Origin of the sequence: Desulfuromonas sp. DDH964 (assembly GCF_001611275.1) — a bacterium.
GTDB lineage: Bacteria > Desulfobacterota > Desulfuromonadia > Desulfuromonadales > DDH964 > DDH964.
In genome coordinates this window covers 1,580,519-1,598,889 of the sequence record NZ_CP015080.1, presented here as the reverse complement: position 1 = coordinate 1,598,889, position 18,371 = coordinate 1,580,519, and the positions used below count along the sequence as shown (strand labels likewise).

Here is an 18,371-nt window from a genome sequence, read left to right as displayed (position 1 = left end):
ACAGGATACAGGAATCAGGCTTTCGGCGTCACGCCGGGGCTACGGCCAGCTCGCCGAGCTGGGAGTTTTTATAGGAGCGGGTCACCCGCACCTCTAGGGTGCGCCCGATTAGCTCGGCCGGCCCCGGGAAGTTGACGATGCGGTTCCAGCTGGTGCGGCCAAAGAGCTGGCCGTCCCCCTGACGACTCTCTCCCTCCACCAGGACCGGCAGGATGCGGCCGACGTCCTGCTGCCAGGTCGCCTTGCTGATACCGGCCTGCAGGGCAAGCAGGCGCTCGAAGCGTTCCTGCCGCCGCGCGGCCGGGAGATCGTCGCTCAGCCCGGCGGCGGCGGTTCCGGGGCGGGACGAGTAGAGAAAGGCATAGAGGTCGGCAAAGCGCACCTGTTCCACCAGGTCGAGGGTCGCGGCAAAGTCGGCGTCACTCTCCCCGGGGAAACCGACGATGATATCGGAGGTGAGGCGGATCTCCGGGCAGCTTGCCTTGAGCCGGGCGACCTTGTCGAGGTAGTCGCCGCGATCGTAGCCCCGGTTCATCGCCTGCAGGATCGGATCGGAGCCGCTCTGTACCGGCAGGTGAAAATGCTTGCAGAGCTTGGGGAGGGTGCCAAAGGCGGCAATCAGCTCATCGGAGAGGTCTTTTGGATGAGAGGTGGTAAAGCGGATTCGCTCGACACCGTCGATGCCATGCACCGCTTCGAGAAGCTCGCTAAAGGAGAGTTCGCCCGCTTCCCGATTGCCGTAGGAGTTGACGTTCTGCCCGATCAGGGTCACCTCGCGGACGCCGCCGGCGGCGAGATCGCGGATCTCGGCGAGAATCTCGCCGCTGGGGCGGCTGACCTCGCGCCCGCGGACGTGGGGGACGATGCAGTAGGAACAGAAGTTGTCACACCCCTGCATCACCGTCACAAAGCGGCAGATCGCCGCGCCGCCGCGCCGCTGCGGAAAGAGCTGCAGCCGGGTTTCGCGGTCGAGGAATTCGGTCTCCTGGTAGCGCACCCGCTGCGCTTCCACCCGTTGCACCATCTCCGGCAGTTTGTGCACGTTGTGCGTCCCGAAGACGATGTCGAGAAAGGGGAGCTTCTCAAGGAGCCGTTCCCCTTCCTGCTGGGCGACGCAGCCGCCGACGCCGAGGATCAGGGTCGGGTTCTGCTGCTTGAGGGGCTTGAAGCGACCGAGGTGGCCGTAGACCTTGCGTTCGGCCTTGTCGCGAATCGAACAGGTGTTGAGCAGGATGAGGTCGGCCGCGGGGGGATCGTCCACCTGGGAATAGCCGGCGTCCCGGAGCAGATCAACGATCCGCTCCGAGTCCACGACGTTCATCTGGCAACCGAAGGTTTCGAGATAAAAGCGTTTTTGCATGGTGGGCAAGGGCAATTCTCCGGCACGATGGAAGTGCCGGAATGGTACCCAATCGGCAGGGGTAAAGTCAATTAAAAGCCGGTCAGCCGCCGCTGCGCAGCAGGCACTCGCCGGCAGTGCGGACCAGCGCCGCTTCGAGCAGGTCGGCGACCGTACGGGGATACTCGACGCAGCAGAGCGTGAGGCGTTTTTCATCCGCCCGGTCGCGGATTCGCAGGGTGCCGAGCTCCTTCCCCTGGGGGCGCAGCTGGAGCCAGCCGAGCTCCGCCAGCGGGAGCTCTTCGAGGCGCCGGCCGCGCAGCCCGCGTCGCACCAGGATGCGACGGTCGGTTACTGCATAAAAAACCTGCTCCCATTCGAGGCGGGCCAGCAGCAGTTGCCCCAGGGAGAGCGCGAGGCCGGTGAGCAGAAACGGGATGGGGAGGAGCGGCAGCCAGGGCCAATGGTAAACGGCGGCGAGCTGGACCGCGATCGTCAGCCAGTAGAGGCTGAGAAAAAGGAGCAACACGCCGAAGAGGGCGTGGCGCCAGTTGCGAAAGGTGTAACACCGCGGTGCCGGCCGTCCTTCCCATACCAGCACCTCGTCCGGACTAAGCAGCTGCTCCCAGTTCACGGTTTCCCCTGCAGGGCGGTCACCCGGGTGGCGACGGCCTGACCGAGTTTTCCCTGGGGGTCGGCCTTGGCCACCTCCTGGTAGAGGGCGAGAGCCTTTTGCGCCTGGCCGCTCTGGTCATACCCCTCGGCGAGGAGATAGGCGCCCTGCAGGGATGGCATCAGTTTCAGACTCTGCTCCAGCTCCGGCAACGCCTGGGATACCTGCTTGAGCTGCAGATAGGTGTAACCGAGGCCGAGACGGGAATAGTAATAGTTGCCGTCGAGTCGCACCGCCCTGGCGAGATTCATGCGCGCCGAGTTGAGATCGTCTGCGTCGAGGTAGGCCATCCCCAGACCGGTCAGGATCAAGGCCTCGTCCGGAGCCTTGGCGGCAGCCTGAAGATAAGTCGCGATCGCCTTGCCGGTCTGCCCCTGCGCCTGCTGCTCCCGAGCCTGATCATAGAGGGCGTAGCCCTCCTGGCTCTTTTTAAGACCGGCAATCGCCTGCTGGAAGGACTCGCTGGCGATTCGGGCGTTACGCCCCGGGGTCGGATAGGTGGTGGCAATATACTGCTGGTTGGCGATGAGCCGTTCCTTGGAGAAGGGATGGGTGCGGAAGAGCCCGGAGAGCCATTGCGGCTCGCCCCCCCCCTCGAGCTTGCGATAGAAGAAGTCCTGAACCTGAACCGCACCGACCGGGTTGTAGCCCGCCTTGACCATGTAATCGATGCCGAGGGTGTCGGCGGCGCGTTCCTGGTCGCGGCTGTAGGACTTGTCGAGCAGCCCGGCGGCCAGAGATCCGGCCTGCTGCGCCAGCGGCCCGTAACCGCTCTGGTCGGTGGCACCCGACAACAGGCCGAGACCGAGATTGAGCAGCATCCCCCGTTGCATCCCCTGTACCGAGTCACGGGCGTTGACATGCCCGACCTCGTGGCCAAGAATTGCGGCGAGCTGGGCCTCGTTATCCATATTGACCAAGAGCCCCCGGGTGATGGCAATCTTGCCGCCGGGGAGAGCGAAGGCGTTGGGCGAGGAGTCATTGACCACGGTAAAGCTGTAGGGTAGCCCGGGGCGCTGGCTGACCCGCGCCACGGAAAGGCCGACCCGGTTGACATAGGCCTGCAGCTGCGGGTCGTTGACCTCCCCCCCCATGGTCTGGGTGGCCTGGGGAAAAGCCTTCTCGCCCAGGGCGATCTCTTCCTGGTCGGAGACCTGCATCAGGGCGAGTTCGGAACGCCCGGTCACCGGGTTGACGGCGCAGCCGCCGGCCAGCAGCAGCAGAACGGCAAGACCGGACAGAAATATTCTGGACATGGGCAACCTCCTCGACAGGCGGACAGATGAGAGCGGCGCGGGACGGCGGTCAGCTAGCATCATCTTAATGACCTCTATCCCCTTTGGCAAGACGGTAGCTGGAACGTCCGCCCGGCGCGAAAATTTATTTCTGGCTTTTTCCGGCGCGCTTCTCTATATTTGATGGGTTTTGCAGAAACCGCCAGTTACCGGCGCCACCGCCAAGGAGTTCACAGGATCATGCCGCAGAATATCCGTAACATCGCCATCATCGCCCACGTCGACCACGGCAAGACCACCCTGGTCGACGCCATGCTCAAACAGTCCGGGGTCTTTCGCGAAAACCAGGTCATCACCGAGCGGGTGATGGACAGCAACGATCTGGAGAAAGAACGGGGCATTACCATCCTTTCCAAAAATCTCTCGATTCACCACGGCGGGCTCAAGATCAATATCGTCGATACCCCCGGGCACGCCGACTTCGGCGGCGAAGTTGAACGGGTGCTGAAGATGGTCGACTCGGTGCTGCTGCTCGTCGATGCCTTCGACGGGCCGATGCCGCAGACCCGCTTCGTTCTCAAAAAATCCCTCGATCTCGGCATCAAGCCGATCGTCGTCATCAACAAGATCGATCGCCCCGGTGCCCGGCCTGCTTACGCCCTTGACCAGGTCTTCGACCTCTTCTGCGAACTCAACGCCAACGAGGAACAGCTCGACTTCCCGGTCGTCTATGCCAGCGCCAAGCAGGGGATTGCCAAGCGCGAACTCGACCAGGAATCGACCAATCTCGAGCCCCTTTTCACGATGATTGCCGAACGGGTGGCGCCGCCGGTGGCCGACCCGGATGCTTCCCTGCAGCTCCTCGTCGCCAGCATCGCCTACAACGACTACCTCGGCCGTCTCGCCACCGGACGGATTACCAACGGCAGGGTCCGCGCCGGCGAGACCGTCGCCCTGATCAACCGCGACGGTTCCATCAAGCGCGGCCGCGTTTCCAAGCTCCTCGGCTACGAGGGGCTTAAGCAGGTCGAAATGACCGAGGCGGTGGCCGGCGATATCGTCACTATTGCCGGCTTCGATGAAGTCGGCATCGGCGAAACCATCGCCGCCGCCGACAACCCGGTGGCGCTCCCCTACGTCGCCATCGACGAGCCAACCCTGTCGATGAACTTCATGGTCAACACCTCTCCCTTTGCCGGTCGGGAAGGAAAATACGTCACCAGCCGCAACATCCGCGAACGGCTGATGCGCGAGTTGCGCACCAACATCTCGTTGCGGGTCGAGGACACCGCCAATACCGACACCTTCAAGGTTTCCGGGCGCGGCGAGTTGCACCTGTCGATCCTGATCGAGAATATGCGCCGCGAAGGGTATGAACTGGCCGTCTCCAAACCCGAGGTGATCTACCGCGAAGTTGACGGCGTGCGCTGCGAGCCGATGGAGTACCTCGTCATCGACGTCCCCGAGGAGTACCAGGGGACGGTCATCGAAAAGCTCGGCCAGCGCAAGGCAGAGATGGTTTCCATGCATCCAATGGACGGCATCAACCGCCTCGAATTCGTCATTCCGGCCCGCGGCCTGATCGGCTTTCGCACCGAGTTCCTCACCGACACCCGCGGCACCGGGGTGATGACCCACACCTTCCACGAGTATGCACCCTACCGCGGCCCGATCCCGCAACGCAAAAACGGAGTATTGATCGCCATGGACTCGGGGGAGACCGTCGCCTACGCTCTCTGGAACCTGCAGGATCGCGGCACCCTCTTCGTCGCCCCCGGCACCGAGGTCTACGAGGGGATGATCATTGGCCAGCATGCCAAGGAGAACGACCTGGTCGTCAACTCCTGCCGCGAAAAGAAACTGACCAACGTTCGCGCCTCCGGTTCGGATGAGGCGGTCCGCCTGATACCGCCGCGGCTGCTCACCCTGGAGCAGGCCCTCGAATATATCTCCGAGGACGAGCTGGTGGAGGCGACGCCAAAATCGATCCGCCTGCGGAAGAAGTACCTCGACGCCAATGAGCGCAAGCGCAGCGAAAAACAGTTCAAATAAGACCTCCAAAATGGATTCGTCACTACCTTCAGGCCCCGGCAACGGGGCCTTTTTTTATGCCGACCCAAGTCGATTTGACGACGAACCTCGATTTGGTCCTCCAATGGCGAATGGTTCGTCGGCCAATCCATGGAAGTTTGCCAAAAACCGGTTTATTTGAAATTTTTAGTAAAATTTACAACCACTTGTCGGGCTGTACCTCGCGCCCCACTCTGGCGACAGGTCTGACAATCAACAAACGGTATACACTACAAAACAAGAAGTGCTCTAACTTATTGTATTTAAATATTTTTTTCGATTTTATCCTTGCATTTTCGGGGCGAACGGAGTTATCCTCACACAGAATTTGGGAATAAAAACCAGATACATCATAACCAAGGAGAACAGGCATGGAATGCCCCATCTGCAAAAACAGCCACCACGTCGAGATCGACACCCATTCCGACGGATTCGCAGAAAACCTCCAGGAATGCGGTCTTTGTGGCGCGCTGTGGACCATCGAGAATAGCAAGAACGTTCTGATTCACGGTTCCACCCTCCCCTGCGCCGCCAACAGCTGAATCCCCGGCCGGGGTCTCGGTCCATAAGCCGGGATTGGCCACGCAAGCTCGTTATCCATGGACGCCGCCGCCACCGAAGCAGAACCTTCGGCCGGCGCGGCGTCCTTTTGTATTCCCGGCCGGCCCACCCAGCCCTTCCCCGGACCGTCTAAATCCCTTGAAAATGACCGCGATTCTTACTATATTGTCTGCCAATTACCTGGGGATCCCTGACGGATGGAATTTTCTGGAGGTTTTGTGAAAACTGCGCTTAACGACAAGGAACAGGCGACCCTGCTGGCCATTGCGCGCAAATCGATCGAGTCCTGGGTTCGCAATGGAACGGTTTACATCGAACCCCGGGAAGAGAAAGTCCTGAACAAGCGAAGTGGCTGTTTTGTCACCATCAAGCAGAACGGCGAACTCCGGGGTTGCATCGGGAATTTCCAGTCCGAACTCCCCCTGTTTCGGGAAGTGGCCGAGATTGCCGCAGCGTCGGCGAGCAAGGATCCGCGCTTCTACCCGATCCGGGAGGAGGACCTCGGCAATTTCAGTCTCGAGATCTCCGTCCTATCGCCGCTGCAGAAAATTGAAGACGTCGGAGAAATCGAGGTCGGCAAGCACGGGATATACCTCGAAAAAGGCTTTTACCGGGGTGTTCTGCTCCCCCAGGTCGCTACCGAGCACGGCTGGGACCGGGAGACCTTTCTCAAGCAGACCTGTGTCAAGGCCGGGCTACCGACCGATGCCTGGAAGTCGGAGGACACTGAAATCTACATATTCAGCGCCGATGTCTTTGGTGAAGCCTGATAATCCTCTAAAAGGCACCTCCTACGCTACCAGGCCGATCCTGGTACGCTAGGAACAACAAACAACTCCCTATTTTAGGAGGTGCCTTATGAAACTCTACTCTGGTTTCGACCTGCACTCAAATAACAACTATCTTGGAATCATTGACCAGAACGGAAAGAGGATTTTCAAAAAGAAGCTGGACAACGACCCGAAGCAGATTTTACAAACCCTCCAGCCGTTTCGGCCCGACTTGATGGGCGCCGTTGTTGAATCGACCTACAACTGGTACTGGCTGGTGGATCTGTTGATGGACGAAGGATATCGAGTTCATTTGGCCAATCCTGCGGCCATTCAAACCTACAAGGGGTTGAAGCATGTCGACGATGTCCACGATTCTTTTTGGTTGGCCGAGATGCTGCGCTTGAACATTCTGCCGGAAGGCTACATCTATCCGAAGGAAATGCGTCCGGTACGCGACCTGTTGCGAAAACGCGGACATCTGATACGCCTTCGGACTTCGCTGATCATCAGCTTGCAGAACATCGTCACCCGCAATTGCGGCGTTCGACTCAAGGCGAACGAGATCAAACGATTCCGAGGTGACCGTATCGGTCCCCTGCTCGCCGAAAACGAGGATTTGGCCCTGGCCGGAGCGGTCAGCAAGGAGAGTATCGACTTTCTTACCCGGCAGATTCGGCAGATCGAGGCGGTTGTCGAAGGTAAAATCGATCTCGACGGCCCCTATCGCTATCTTCTGTCCCTTCCCGGCGTCGGCAAGATTCTGGGCTTGACCATCCGGCTGGAAACCGGGTGCATCGAACGCTTTGCCAAGGTCGGAAATTACGCCTCGTATTGCCGCAAGGTCTCCAGTCGCTGGACCAGCAACGGCAAGGCCAAAGGACGGGGCAACGAAAAGAACGGCAATAAATACCTGGCCTGGGCCTTTTCCGAAGCGGCCGAACTCGCCCGTCGTTTTGATCCGAAAGCGCGGGCGTTCTATCAACGCAAGCTCGCAAAGTGTCCGGTCATGGTGGCCCACGGCGCCCTGGCCCACAAGCTGACCCGGGCGGCGTTCTTCGTTATGCGCGACCAAGTGCCGTTTATGCCGGAAAAACTGTTTCCCTGATAGAACTGGCTGGGGCGGGGAACCAGCTATGGGGTTGGCCCAACCAAAAGGCCTGATTGGTCAACCGCCCCACCCAGACAGATAAGGTTATCCGCATCTTGACTGCCCATGCCGCGAGCCACAACGGGGCTGGTTCACAACCAAAAGACCTGTCAACATCCATTGGACACGGCATGGAACCGAAAATTTTCTGGACCGCGAAAAGCGGCAGGGGCCATCGGCGAACGGAACATCTGCCGATCGAGCCTTAAACCTGATGGGTGACTGTTGCAGCCAAGAGCTGACACGGAAACGGAACGAAATACCGGCATACGTCGAGAAGCAGACAACCTTCGTGGCCGAAGGCCACGAGTAAAGGCGAGAAAATCAAAAATCTTGCGCGGGAGTTTTTTACCCTATTGACCGGCGCCTTTTAATGGGTGACGCCGAAAAAGAAATCACTCAAACCACACGGAGCCGCCCCCAGGGGATCGGCTCCGTTTTTCATTTCTCCCCTCCCCTTCAGCGCACCGTCGGCCGGCCGCAAATCGAGGAGGAGACTCCGACCCTGAAGTGGCAATTCGCGGGCGCCGCCGCCTCGACGACACAGACATAACCGGTCTGGGATGTCCCGTTGGGATTGAATTCGAGATTGCTGTCCGCTTCGCTGTTACACGCCAGGTTTTTCATGAGTGCAACATCTTCCGGCAAGGCAATCCAATCGACGACGACGGTCGCAAAACTGGTACTGCGGGAGGAGCGGTTTCCCTCGGTAAGGCGGTAGCGGCGGTTTGCCAGCTCAAATTCAACGCGCTGTTCCAGGTTTCGACTGATCGCCCGGGTCCTCGCTTCACGCAGCAACTGGACGATCTCCGAGGCCACCTTCCGGTACTGGGCCTGCCCCCGCCATCGGGAAAAGCTGGGCAGGGCGACCAGCGCCATCGTTGCCACGACCCCGACAACAGTCAGCAATTCCATCAAGGTTACCCCTCGCTCCGAACGCACCATGCGTTTCCTCCTTTGCATCCTCCCCCCCCGGGGAAATCAATGGCTGTGACGACTGTCTCCTTTTATTGACGCAATGAGCTTCAAGACCACCTCCCGGGGCACAATAACCACGCAAAACGGCCCAGGTCAGCAGGTTGGGAGAAACGAAGAGAGGGGGAACAAAAGGACGGAACGGAAAGACCGGGAGTTTTTACCCCGGCAAAAAGTGATGACCGCAACGGAACCAAAGAAAACGGCGGCCCGAAACGGTCACGAACATGGAAGCCCCCCTCCATTTTCGAACAGCAGGCTGAAACCCGCCGCGCCGGCTAAAAAATACAAAGCAGTAGCAGGCTTGTCAAGCGCGGCACAATGATTTGTGCCTGCACGACAAAGACATGTCAAAAAACAACCGGTCCATAAAGAACCGGTTGGGAGAACAATTTGGTGCCCGGGACGGGAATCGAACCCGTACGGCCAAAGCCGAGGGATTTTAAGTCCCTTGCGTCTGCCAGTTCCGCCACCCGGGCAAGCAGGGGCTATTAATAGACGATTTCTTCACGGGGTGTCAACGGGAAAGGCTGTAAATCCCTGGCCCGGAGAGATAAACTGTCAATCGCAAGCAACCACGATTTCCCAGCCGGCCAGGAGATATTTATGCAGCAGGCGATTCCCTGCCCCAAGTGTGGCGCCACCGTCCAGACCTACCGCAACCCGATCCCGACCGTGGATATCATTATCCACCAGAAGGGCGGGATCGTCCTTATCGAACGCCGCAATGAGCCTGTGGGCTGGGCCCTGCCCGGCGGGTTTGTCGACTATGGCGAGAGCCTTGAGGCGGCGGCCCTGCGGGAGGCCCGGGAGGAGACCGGACTGGAGCTTTCGGAACTACGCCAGTTTCGGGCCTACTCCGACCCGGCGCGTGATCCGCGCCAGCACAACATCTCCATCGTCTTCACCGCCACCGGAACGGGACAGCTGGCTGCAGGCGATGACGCAGCCGGCGCCCGAATCTTCCCCCTCGATGCCCTCCCTGCCCCACTCTGTTTCGACCACGCCCAGATACTCAACGACTACCAACGGTCCCTGGGAGCAGATCGCATCGCCGGAATTCCCGGGGAGAGTTGCTGAATCAGGAGAAAAACTGGAATTCGGGGATCCCCCCGAGCAGGTCGTGGCGCTGGCAGAGAGCCCAGAAGTGCTTCAGCCCGGCGAGATGGTCGGAGGTCAGATCGTAGTTCATGGTCTGCCAGTAGGAGACCAGTTCCGGTTCCGGATACCAGCTGCGTTCGGGGCTCGCCGCGGCGAGTTGATCGAGGGCGGCAAAGGCCTTCTCGCGTGCAGCTCCGAGCTGTTTTAAAAGTGTCCGCACCTGGTCCGGATGGGCTTCGGCAGCCTCGCGGCGCAGAATCCAGAGGGCAAAGACGAAGGGGAGAGCGGTGAATCGGTACCAGAGCTCGCCGAGATCGTAGCAGTAGCGCCAGGAGTGCGGGGAGCGTCCCAGGCGCAGGGCCCGGTCGCCGATGAGCAGGGCGGTTTCCCCCCCGGCGGCCAGCGTCTCGACCTCCCCTTCCGGGACCCGGAACCGGCAGTGGCGGTGGTGCAAAAACTCCAGCAACAAGACCTTGAGCAGGTTGATGGAAGTTGCCGACTCTCCGGTCAGGTAGATGGTCGAGTGATCAAGATCTTCGAGCCGTCGCGAGGAGAAGAGGAGGACACTGCGCACCGGGCCGAAGGAACTGATCGACTGCCCGGGCAGCAGCAGGTAATCTTGCCAGTTGCGGGCATATTCAAAGGAGGAGGAGGGGCTGACGTCGATGGCGCCCGCGGCCAGCAACGCGTTGAGTTGCGCCGGCACCCCGGGGACGATCTCACCGTCAAAACCGCTGGCGGCGAGATGGTGGAAAAAGGGGGCACAGTTGGCATAAGTAATGTGACCGACCCGCAAGGTCATCAGTTCTGCATCTGCATCAACCGGGCATCGCTCTTAGGATCGAGGTTGCCGGTAAAATAGACCCCTTCATGTTCCAGCAGCTCCCCGGTCACGCGCAGATATTGGGTGACCGCCTTGTTGTAGTCGGCCCGCGCAGTAATCTCGGAGGTACGGGCCAGCGCCAAATCATCTTCCCCCTGGAGAACGTCCCGGGTGGTGGCGAGTCCGACCTCCTTGCGCTTGAGCAGGGTGCGCAGCTTCTCCTCGGCCAGCTCCCGGCCCCGGGCACTGACTTCTATCTTCTTGCGATTGACGTCAAGCGAACGGATCGCGGTCCGGATTTCGTTCCGCACCTCCTCGTGCAGCTGGGCCAGGCGCGCCTGGAGACTCTTGAGCCGCACCCGGTTACGCAATACCTCGTTATCTGCCGCGCGATTACCGAGCGGATAGGAGAGGGTCACGCCGACCTGCCAGTTGGGGAAGCGGTCGGAGCTGACATCCTCCCAATCGTCACTGTAACTCTGGCCCAGCCCCTTGTGAGAATAGGCCGCCGAAAGATCGAGCCCCGGCAGCCGCTGGTTGCCAGCGACCTCCTGCTCGATCTGCAATCGTTCCATATCCCGCAACCGCTTCTGGATATCGGGCCGGCCCGCCAGGGCCGCTTGAAAGCCCGTTTCGAGATCGGTCGCAAGCTCGGGAACTTCGAGCAGTTCGTCCCCGGCCCGGACCGGCTCCTGGCTGTTGAGCAGCAGCGCCAGGTTATCGAGGGCGTCCTGCTGTTGCCGTTGTGCATCGAGGAGATCGCGCTCCCGCTGCTTGACGCCAACCTCAGCCTCGAGGATATCGATCGGCGCCATCACTCCGGCGTTGACCCGGGCGCGATTCTCCTTCAAAACCCGCTGCGCCAGTTCCAGGGAGGTCTGCCGGTAGGTGAGTTCATCGCGACTGCGCAGAACCTCGTAGTAGGCATCGCGTACCCCGGCAAGAACGGTGAAGGCCTGGTTGCGAAGGTCTTCCAGGGAGCGCTGGCGGTCCTTGACGGCGAAGAGGATGGCCTGCTCGGTGACGGTCCGGCCGAAGTTTTTGAGCAGTGGCTGGGTCAGGCTGAGTTTGAGTTCGCTGGCGTAATTGGGGTTATAGAGGACCCCGGGGGCAAAATCGTAGCTGGTGCGCTGGTTGGTGAAATCGAGACCGAGCTTGCCGCCGGTTACAATCTGCTGGCTTACCCCGGCGTCGTAGATGCGGTAGTCGGTATTGCTCTGGGAAACGGTGCTCAACTGGTTCAACCGTTGCTGGTTTTTCCCTCGGGCCAGGGTCAGGCTGAAGAGCGGATCGTAGATGCCATACCCTTTGCGTTCGGCGGCAACCCCAGCCAGCAGATCATAGCCCTGAGCCTTGAGGCTGAGGTTCTGTTCCAGGGCGAGACGTTCGGCCTGGCGCAGGGTCACCTGTTGCGCGGATGGAGCGACAGCGGGGAAGGGTTCAGCGTCCCCCGGCGCTACATCTGCCGCGGCAGCTGCAGCCATCTCCTGGTCGCTGCTTTCCGCATTCAGAATTGCGGCGATGGGATCGCTGCTGGTTACATCTTCGCCGCCCTCGAGGGCACCCTGCGGCGCGGCCGGAAGGGTTTCCGGTGCAGCCGGCTCGACAGCAGCAACAGCCGCAGGTGCGGCGGGAGCCCGTCCGTGGGTGACAAACGCAGCGATCCCCAGTTTGGCCAGTAGCTCACGCCCCGACTTCTCAACGGTCATCCCGGTCAGGATCTGCCGCAGGCGTTCAGCCCGTGCCGGGTCCAGGTCCTGGCGCGCAACCAGTGGCCAGCTGCCGGCCTGTCCCGCCGGCAACGCCTCGACCACGACCGGGTAGGCCCAGGGACGGGACTTGACCAGGGCCGGTTCGACAAAACCGAGATCGACCTCGCCGAAGCGATTCATCCAGGCGTCGAGGGTTGCCTGGTCGGCAAATTCACGGATAGTGGTCTTTTCTCCGAGTTGCCGGGAGAGGTAGTCAGCAAACTGTTCAAGTTGCGCCCCCTTCGGCAGGCTGCTCCCCGGTACCGGCGCCGTACCGATGGTCAAAGCAAGTCCGGGAGTGGGAAGGAGCAGGAGAATCAGCAACAGCAAGTGATGTTTAAAGTTCATGATAGGACCGTAACTGGAAGGAATAAGGGTTGTCCGAGACTGTCATAACATAGTCGTGAGCGGTCCCCCTGTCAACCGGCAATTCCCGCCAGATTCCAGGCGGGGTTGGCATAGTGCAGGCGCTCCAGGGAACGAGCCCGGGCCAGCTCGTCGGGTCGGAGTGTGGATGGTTCCAGGACGACGCCGAGACGGTGGCTGAAGGCGGCGATGAAGGCGGTTTCGACCTCCTCGACCGACCGCGGCACGGGCAGCCAACGATTCAGCCAGCCAACCCGGCGCGCCAGCAGAGCCCCCCCTGCCTGCGGGCTGAGCTGTCCGGCGGTGTCGAGGGCTCTGAACAACAGGACCGGGTCGAGATCGACCGGCACCGAGCCGTGCTGGAGAAAGCCCCCCTTCTGGCGTTTCTGGGCACTCCCCGTTACCTTGCAGCCGGCATGAACCAGTTCCGCCGTCGCCGGCGCGGTGAAACAGGCGCTGGCCTGGGCATCCGCGCTCCCCGCCCCGGCATGTCGACCGATGGCCAGGGTCGTCTCCAGGCCGAGACCGTCCAGGGCCGCCTGCAGCGCTTCGCCAATAATGCGGTAGCTGCCGGCTACGCCGGCCGGAAACCAGGGACTCGGCTCGGGAGCGATCACGGCGTAGGTCATTTCCTGGTCATGCAACACCGCCCTGCCGCCGCTGAAGCGGCGCACCACATCGAGGCCGAGGTCGCGACAGCTGGCAAGATTCACCACCCGGCGACCGCGCTGGGCATAGCCAAGGCTGACCGTAGCCGGGAACCAGTGGTAGAGGCGCAGCACCGACCCGCTGCGACCGGCGGCCACGGCTTCGAGGAGCGCCTGATCGAGGGCCATGTTGAAGCTCCCGGTGGCGGGTCCACTGCGCAACAGGCGCCAAGGGATAAGGGTCATCGCATTCCCCGGAACGGCAAAGGCCGGGTTGCCCCGGCCTTTGCCGTCTGCTGCAATGTCAGATTACCATTCGTTCAAGAAATCCGGTATCGACGTTTCCTTCGATGAATTCCCTGTTGTCCATGATTTTCTGATGGAAGGGGATCGTGGTCTTGATCCCTTCGATGATGTATTCATCGAGAGCCCGAGCCATGCGTTTGATGGCTTCTTCACGGGTATCGGCATGCACGATGAGCTTGGCGATCATCGAGTCGTAGTGGGGCAGGACCGTATACTGATCATAAACGAAACTGTCGACGCGCACACCGAGGCCTCCGGGGGTATGGTAGCCGTCGATCTTGCCGGGGGACGGGGTGAACTTGAAGGGGTGCTCTGCGTTGATACGGCACTCGATGGCGTGGCCGTGAATCTTGATATCCGACTGTTTGAAGCGCAGCGGCAGGCCAGCGGCACTGCGAATCTGTTCCTTGATAATATCAACGCCAGTAATCATCTCGGTCACCGGATGTTCAACCTGAACCCGGGTGTTCATTTCCATGAAATAGAAATTGTGGTCCTTGTCGAGCAGAAATTCCATGGTCCCGACGCTGGTATAGCCGACCGCCTTGGCGGCAGCCACCGCACATTCCCCCATCTTCTTGCGCAGGGCGGGGCTCAGCACCGGGCAGGGCGCCTCTTCGATCAGTTTCTGGTGGCGGCGCTGAATGGAACAGTCGCGCTCGCCGAGATGAATGACGTTGCCATGTTTGTCCGCCATGATCTGGATTTCGACATGCCGGGGACGCTCACAGAATTTCTCGATGTAGACCTCGGGATTCCCGAATCCGGCCTGGGCCTCGGAGCGGGCGGCCGCAAAAGCGTTGGCCAGAGAAGCCGGAGAATGAACCACCTTCATTCCACGCCCCCCACCGCCGGCCGTCGCCTTGATGATGATCGGGTAACCAATCTCGCCGGCAATGCGCATGGCCTCCTCGGCGGTGTGAACCCCGTCCTTGGTGCCGGGAAGAATGGGGACGCCAGCCTTGGTGACTGTTTGCCGGGCGCTGATTTTATCGCCCATCAGGCGCATGTTTTCAGCGGTCGGGCCAATGAAGGTAAGGCCGCAGTTGTTGCAGATTTCCGCGAACTCGGCGTTCTCGGAGAGAAAGCCGTAACCGGGGTGGATTGCGTCGGCATCGGTGACCTCGGCGGCGCTGATGATCGACTTCATATTCAGGTAACTCTTGGCACTGGGGGCCGGCCCGATGCAGATACTTTCGTCAGCCAGCTTGACATGCAGCGACTCGCTGTCCACATCCGAGTGGACCGCCACCGTCTTGATGCCGAGTTCCTTGCAGGCGCGGATGATGCGCAGGGCGATTTCTCCGCGGTTTGCGATCAATATCTTATGGAACATGAGTTTTTTTCTCCGAAAAACAGGTGTCAGGTGTCAGATATTCCGGGGCCTGGACCCTGGATCCTGCGACCCGCTAGATCCGCTCCACGATGAACAGGGGATCGCCAAACTCGACCGGCTGGGCATTTTCCTTGACGATCTCGATCACCTTGCACTTGAATTCGGCTTCAATCTCGTTCATCAATTTCATTGCCTCGACAATGCAGAAAGTCTGGCCCTTGTCGACGATGGAACCAACCTCGCAATACGCGTCCGATTCCGGTGACGGCGCCCGGTAGAAGGTACCGACGATCGGCGAGGTAATGGTTTCGTATTTGTCATTGGTGACCGCAACCGGAGCCGCCGTGGCCGGCGCCGGGGCCGCACCGGCAGCAGGCGCCGCCACCGGCATGGGAGCAGGGGCCTGGTAGGCAGGAGCGGAGACGTGGACGATTTCCTGGGCGTGGCCGCGCTTGATCAGAACCTTTTCTTCCGCGTTTTCCACCTCGAATTCGGTAATATCCGTTTCGGTGACCAGCTTGATGAGGGTTTTCAGATCCTTGATATCCATAGAACAGAACCTCCTTGACGTTGCTTTTTGGGGCGCCTCGGGCGCCACTCCTGGTGCCGGCTCAAACCGGCAGGGAACGAAAATGCTTGGGAATCTGCGTCAACACGCGGCACCCGTCGGCGGTGACCACCACCATGTCCTCGATCCGGACGCCGCAGACCCCGGGGAGGTAGACTCCCGGCTCGACGGTAAAGACCATCCCCTCCTCCGCGATGGTTTCGCTGCGGGGCGAGACCACGGGAAACTCGTGAACTTCCCGGCCAACACCGTGGCCGAGGCCATGGCCAAAAAATTCGCCGAATCCCTGGTCGTCGATGTATCCACGAGCCAGGGCGTCGATGCTACGCAGGGGAACTCCGGGACGGATTCCCGCGATTGCCCGATCGTGGGCGGCCAGAACCGTATCGAAAACACGCCGCTGGTCCTCTTCAATCGCGCCCAGGGCCAGGGTAACCGTCTCATCCGAATGATAGCCATCGACCCGGGTACCGAAGTCGATCGTGACCAGTTCCCCTGCAGCCAGCAGCTTATCCGAAGCGACCCCGTGCGGCATCGCTCCCCGGCGGCCGGAGGCGACGATAAAGTCAAACGCCTTCTCTTCGCCACCGCGGCGCTTCAGGGCGAACTCAAGTTCAAGCGCGAAGTTACGCTCGCTGACGCCAGGGGTCAAGCGCGGCAGAACCTCCGCGAGAGCCGCCGAGTTCAGGGCTGCCGCACGGCCCAGGGCATTAACCTCCCCGGCGTCCTTGCTCCCCCGCAACGGCTTCAGTTCCTTATCGAGGGGGACCCACTCGAGGCCCGGCGCCCCTTCCCTGAAGCGCATTGCCGTCGCATACGGCAGCGTGGCAGCTTCAAACCCGACCCGGGAAATTCCGGACTTTCGCAGCCAGTCGAGAACCCCGGTCACCTTGTCGGCATATTCCCCAACTTCACTCGCGGTGACCTCCTCTCTGGCCTGGGTCGTATAACGCGAGTCGGTGAGAAAACAACTCGCACTGCGGGTAACAATCAGGACTCCGTCCGTTCCGGAAAACCCGCTGAGGTAAGCCAGATTGGCGGGGTCCAGAAAAACCAGGCCATCGAGGGCGCAATGCTCCAGCAAAGGGCGAATCCGTCCGGACCTGTCTTTTAGCATATTCCGCTTTTATTCACAATTATTTACTTTTTTAATATGCCTAAAATTCCCCGCAGGGCCAGCAGATAGCTGTCGGCACCGAACCCGCCAATCTGGGCGAGAGCGACCGGGGCAATGTAGGAGTGCTGACGAAACGACTCCCGGGCATGAATGTTGGAAAGATGGACTTCAACGGTAGGAAGGTTGACTGCGGTCAAGGCATCTCGCAGGGCGACGCTGGTATGGGTAAAACCACCGGGATTAATGAGCAGACCGGAGACTCCCTCGTTTCGGGCCTGATGAATCCGGTCAATCAAGACCCCCTCGTGGTTGGACTGCACGGTTTCCACCACGGCGCCCAGTTCCCGTCCCAGGGAAACCAGCTCGGCATCGATATCGGCGAGGGTCCGGGTTCCGTAAACAGCAGGTTCCCTGGAGCCAAGCAGATTCAGATTCGGTCCGTGGAGGACGAGTATCTTCATGGATGCGGCACTCAACTCAGTGCCTCGATAAGTTTTTGGGCGTCACGCAACAGCAGATAGCGTCCCTTGCCGAAATTACCATCCCGTTGCAGGGTCAAGGCGGTGAAGTATTCATCGGTCAGCGCCCGGATCACCACATAGAAGCGCTCGGTTTTGATCGCGACCTCTTCCATGTCGCCGGTATTGAGAATCTCCACCGTCCGCTTGATCTCCTTGAGCACGTTGGCGTATTCCACCGCCATCATCTGCAGGTCGACTCCCTCGCAGGGTTTGAAATACTGCTCAATGGCGATGCCGTCATACCCCATAAGAACCGCACCAACTCCACCGGCGGTCCCTTCAACGATCTCCTGCAGAATTTCAGCGAACATCTTCCCTCCTGTCGCGAATTGCATCAAGCCAGCTGGTCAGGGTGGCAAGGATCTGGGACTCCTCCCGGGCGGGGGAACCAACGGACGCCTCTTCTTCCACGGCGGGCGCCTCGCCTGCAATCGGAGCAGGCGCCCCTTCCCCGCTGATCTCCCGTTCAAGCTCCCGATAACGGCCGGCAAGACCACTGTTCCCCGGGTCGGCCTTGAGGAGATCGCGGTAGACATGCAGGGCCTTGCCGAGCAAACCCTGCTTTACATAGATCTCCGCGATGGTCGCGGTAGCGATCGGTGCGTCCCGCTCTTCCAAATCACTCTTCGGAGCAGGTGTTCGCGCTGGCTTGCCTTCGCCCTGCGGTGCCGGTCCCAGCGCAGCGAGCATTTTCAGCACCGTGGCATCGTCCGGCTGAAGCGCATTGGCTTTCTCGAGGAGCTGGCGAGCGCGCTCCCGATTCCCTTGCATGCCACTGACGCGAGCGAGCCCTTTCAGCGCGGGAAGGCTGTCCGGTTCGATAGCAATCGCCTGCGAAAAGGCTACCTCAGCGGCCGGCAGATCACCACGTTGGGCGTGAAGGCGGCCGAGGGTAATAAAGCCCGGGCTGAACTTGGGAAGCGCGGCGACCCCCTTTTGGGCGACTTCGATGGCATCATCCAGCAACCCCAACTGACGGTAGGCATCGGCTAACGGCACAAACGCCGTCGAGTGCGGATCCCGGCTGAGAATCTCGATATAGCCGGCAATTTTTCCAAGCAT

General features: G+C 60.6%; 18 protein-coding genes and 1 tRNA gene. 5 read left to right on the top strand and 14 right to left on the bottom strand.

All coding sequences use genetic code 11. The features are described from left to right. Positions 1 to 28 precede the first annotated feature (28 nt). From miaB to DBW_RS07220, 3 genes are all read right to left on the bottom strand, one after another. The gene (gene miaB, locus DBW_RS07230) at positions 29 to 1,360 is read right to left on the bottom strand and encodes a tRNA (N6-isopentenyl adenosine(37)-C2)-methylthiotransferase MiaB (protein WP_066729726.1); all 1,332 of its coding nucleotides are present in this window, start codon (positions 1,358 to 1,360) and stop codon (positions 29 to 31) included. Between the two features lie 82 nt (positions 1,361 to 1,442). Next, complete coding sequence (locus DBW_RS07225) at positions 1,443 to 1,973, bottom strand: PH domain-containing protein (RefSeq protein WP_066726357.1); 531 nt, start codon at positions 1,971 to 1,973, stop codon at positions 1,443 to 1,445. Then, complete coding sequence (locus DBW_RS07220) at positions 1,970 to 3,268, bottom strand: M48 family metallopeptidase (RefSeq protein WP_066726354.1); 1,299 nt, start codon at positions 3,266 to 3,268, stop codon at positions 1,970 to 1,972. Before DBW_RS07220 ends, DBW_RS07225 begins: the two co-directional genes overlap by 4 nt. A gap of 219 nt (positions 3,269 to 3,487) precedes the next feature. On the opposite strand from DBW_RS07220, the gene typA reads away from it, so the two are divergent. The 4 genes from typA to DBW_RS07205 all read left to right on the top strand — a co-directional run bounded on the left by typA (position 3,488) and on the right by DBW_RS07205 (position 7,756). Then, complete coding sequence (gene typA, locus DBW_RS07215; RefSeq protein WP_066726351.1) at positions 3,488 to 5,299, top strand: translational GTPase TypA; 1,812 nt, start codon at positions 3,488 to 3,490, stop codon at positions 5,297 to 5,299. A 389-nt stretch (positions 5,300 to 5,688) separates the two neighbouring features. Continuing rightward, entirely contained in the window at positions 5,689 to 5,859 is a 171-nt protein-coding gene (locus DBW_RS18460; protein ID WP_157471822.1) for a hypothetical protein, read from the top strand. 237 nt (positions 5,860 to 6,096) lie between these two features. Continuing rightward, positions 6,097 to 6,648, top strand: a complete 552-nt coding sequence (amrA, locus tag DBW_RS07210; RefSeq protein WP_157471821.1) for an AmmeMemoRadiSam system protein A — start codon at positions 6,097 to 6,099, stop codon at positions 6,646 to 6,648. An 88-nt stretch (positions 6,649 to 6,736) separates the two neighbouring features. Then, on the top strand, positions 6,737 to 7,756 hold the full coding sequence (locus DBW_RS07205) for an IS110 family transposase (protein WP_066722476.1): 1,020 nt from the start codon (positions 6,737 to 6,739) through the stop codon (positions 7,754 to 7,756). Positions 7,757 to 8,257: 501 nt separating this feature from the next. Here DBW_RS07205 and DBW_RS07200 read toward each other — a convergent pair. Beyond that, positions 8,258 to 8,743 carry a GspH/FimT family pseudopilin gene (locus DBW_RS07200; RefSeq protein WP_066726347.1) on the bottom strand — a complete coding sequence of 162 codons (486 nt, stop codon included), beginning with the start codon at positions 8,741 to 8,743 and terminating at the stop codon, positions 8,258 to 8,260. 424 nt (positions 8,744 to 9,167) lie between these two features. Then, positions 9,168 to 9,252 (bottom strand) — tRNA-Leu (locus DBW_RS07195). 127 nt (positions 9,253 to 9,379) lie between these two features. On the opposite strand from DBW_RS07195, the gene DBW_RS07190 reads away from it, so the two are divergent. Then, positions 9,380 to 9,853, top strand: a complete 474-nt coding sequence (locus DBW_RS07190; RefSeq protein WP_066726343.1) for an NUDIX domain-containing protein — start codon at positions 9,380 to 9,382, stop codon at positions 9,851 to 9,853. Between the two features lies 1 nt (position 9,854). On the opposite strand, the gene DBW_RS07185 is transcribed toward DBW_RS07190, so the two are convergent. From DBW_RS07185 to DBW_RS07145, 9 genes are all read right to left on the bottom strand, one after another. Further along, positions 9,855 to 10,676: a menaquinone biosynthetic enzyme MqnA/MqnD family protein gene (locus DBW_RS07185; RefSeq protein ID WP_066726340.1), complete on the bottom strand. Its 822-nt coding sequence runs from the start codon at positions 10,674 to 10,676 to the stop codon at positions 9,855 to 9,857. Continuing rightward, complete coding sequence (locus DBW_RS07180) at positions 10,676 to 12,796, bottom strand: TolC family protein (protein ID WP_066726337.1); 2,121 nt, start codon at positions 12,794 to 12,796, stop codon at positions 10,676 to 10,678. The genes DBW_RS07185 and DBW_RS07180 overlap by 1 nt, the downstream gene beginning before the upstream one ends. Positions 12,797 to 12,867: 71 nt before the next feature. Continuing rightward, positions 12,868 to 13,707: a lipoate--protein ligase family protein gene (locus DBW_RS07175; RefSeq protein WP_082820231.1), complete on the bottom strand. Its 840-nt coding sequence runs from the start codon at positions 13,705 to 13,707 to the stop codon at positions 12,868 to 12,870. Between the two features lie 58 nt (positions 13,708 to 13,765). Continuing rightward, a complete protein-coding gene (gene accC / locus DBW_RS07170; RefSeq protein WP_066726332.1) occupies positions 13,766 to 15,103 on the bottom strand; it encodes an acetyl-CoA carboxylase biotin carboxylase subunit in 1,338 nt (445 codons plus the stop codon). A gap of 73 nt (positions 15,104 to 15,176) precedes the next feature. Next, on the bottom strand, positions 15,177 to 15,653 hold the full coding sequence (accB, locus tag DBW_RS07165; protein WP_066726329.1) for an acetyl-CoA carboxylase biotin carboxyl carrier protein: 477 nt from the start codon (positions 15,651 to 15,653) through the stop codon (positions 15,177 to 15,179). Between the two features lie 61 nt (positions 15,654 to 15,714). Further along, positions 15,715 to 16,788: an aminopeptidase P family protein gene (locus tag DBW_RS07160; RefSeq protein WP_066726326.1), complete on the bottom strand. Its 1,074-nt coding sequence runs from the start codon at positions 16,786 to 16,788 to the stop codon at positions 15,715 to 15,717. A gap of 23 nt (positions 16,789 to 16,811) precedes the next feature. Then, positions 16,812 to 17,249, bottom strand: a complete 438-nt coding sequence (aroQ, locus tag DBW_RS07155; protein ID WP_066726323.1) for a type II 3-dehydroquinate dehydratase — start codon at positions 17,247 to 17,249, stop codon at positions 16,812 to 16,814. Between the two features lie 11 nt (positions 17,250 to 17,260). Further along, positions 17,261 to 17,620, bottom strand: coding sequence for a roadblock/LC7 domain-containing protein (locus DBW_RS07150; protein ID WP_066726320.1), 360 nt, complete (start codon positions 17,618 to 17,620; stop codon positions 17,261 to 17,263). Beyond that, entirely contained in the window at positions 17,610 to 18,371 is a 762-nt protein-coding gene (locus tag DBW_RS07145; protein ID WP_197463750.1) for a tetratricopeptide repeat protein, read from the bottom strand. The genes DBW_RS07150 and DBW_RS07145 overlap by 11 nt, the downstream gene beginning before the upstream one ends.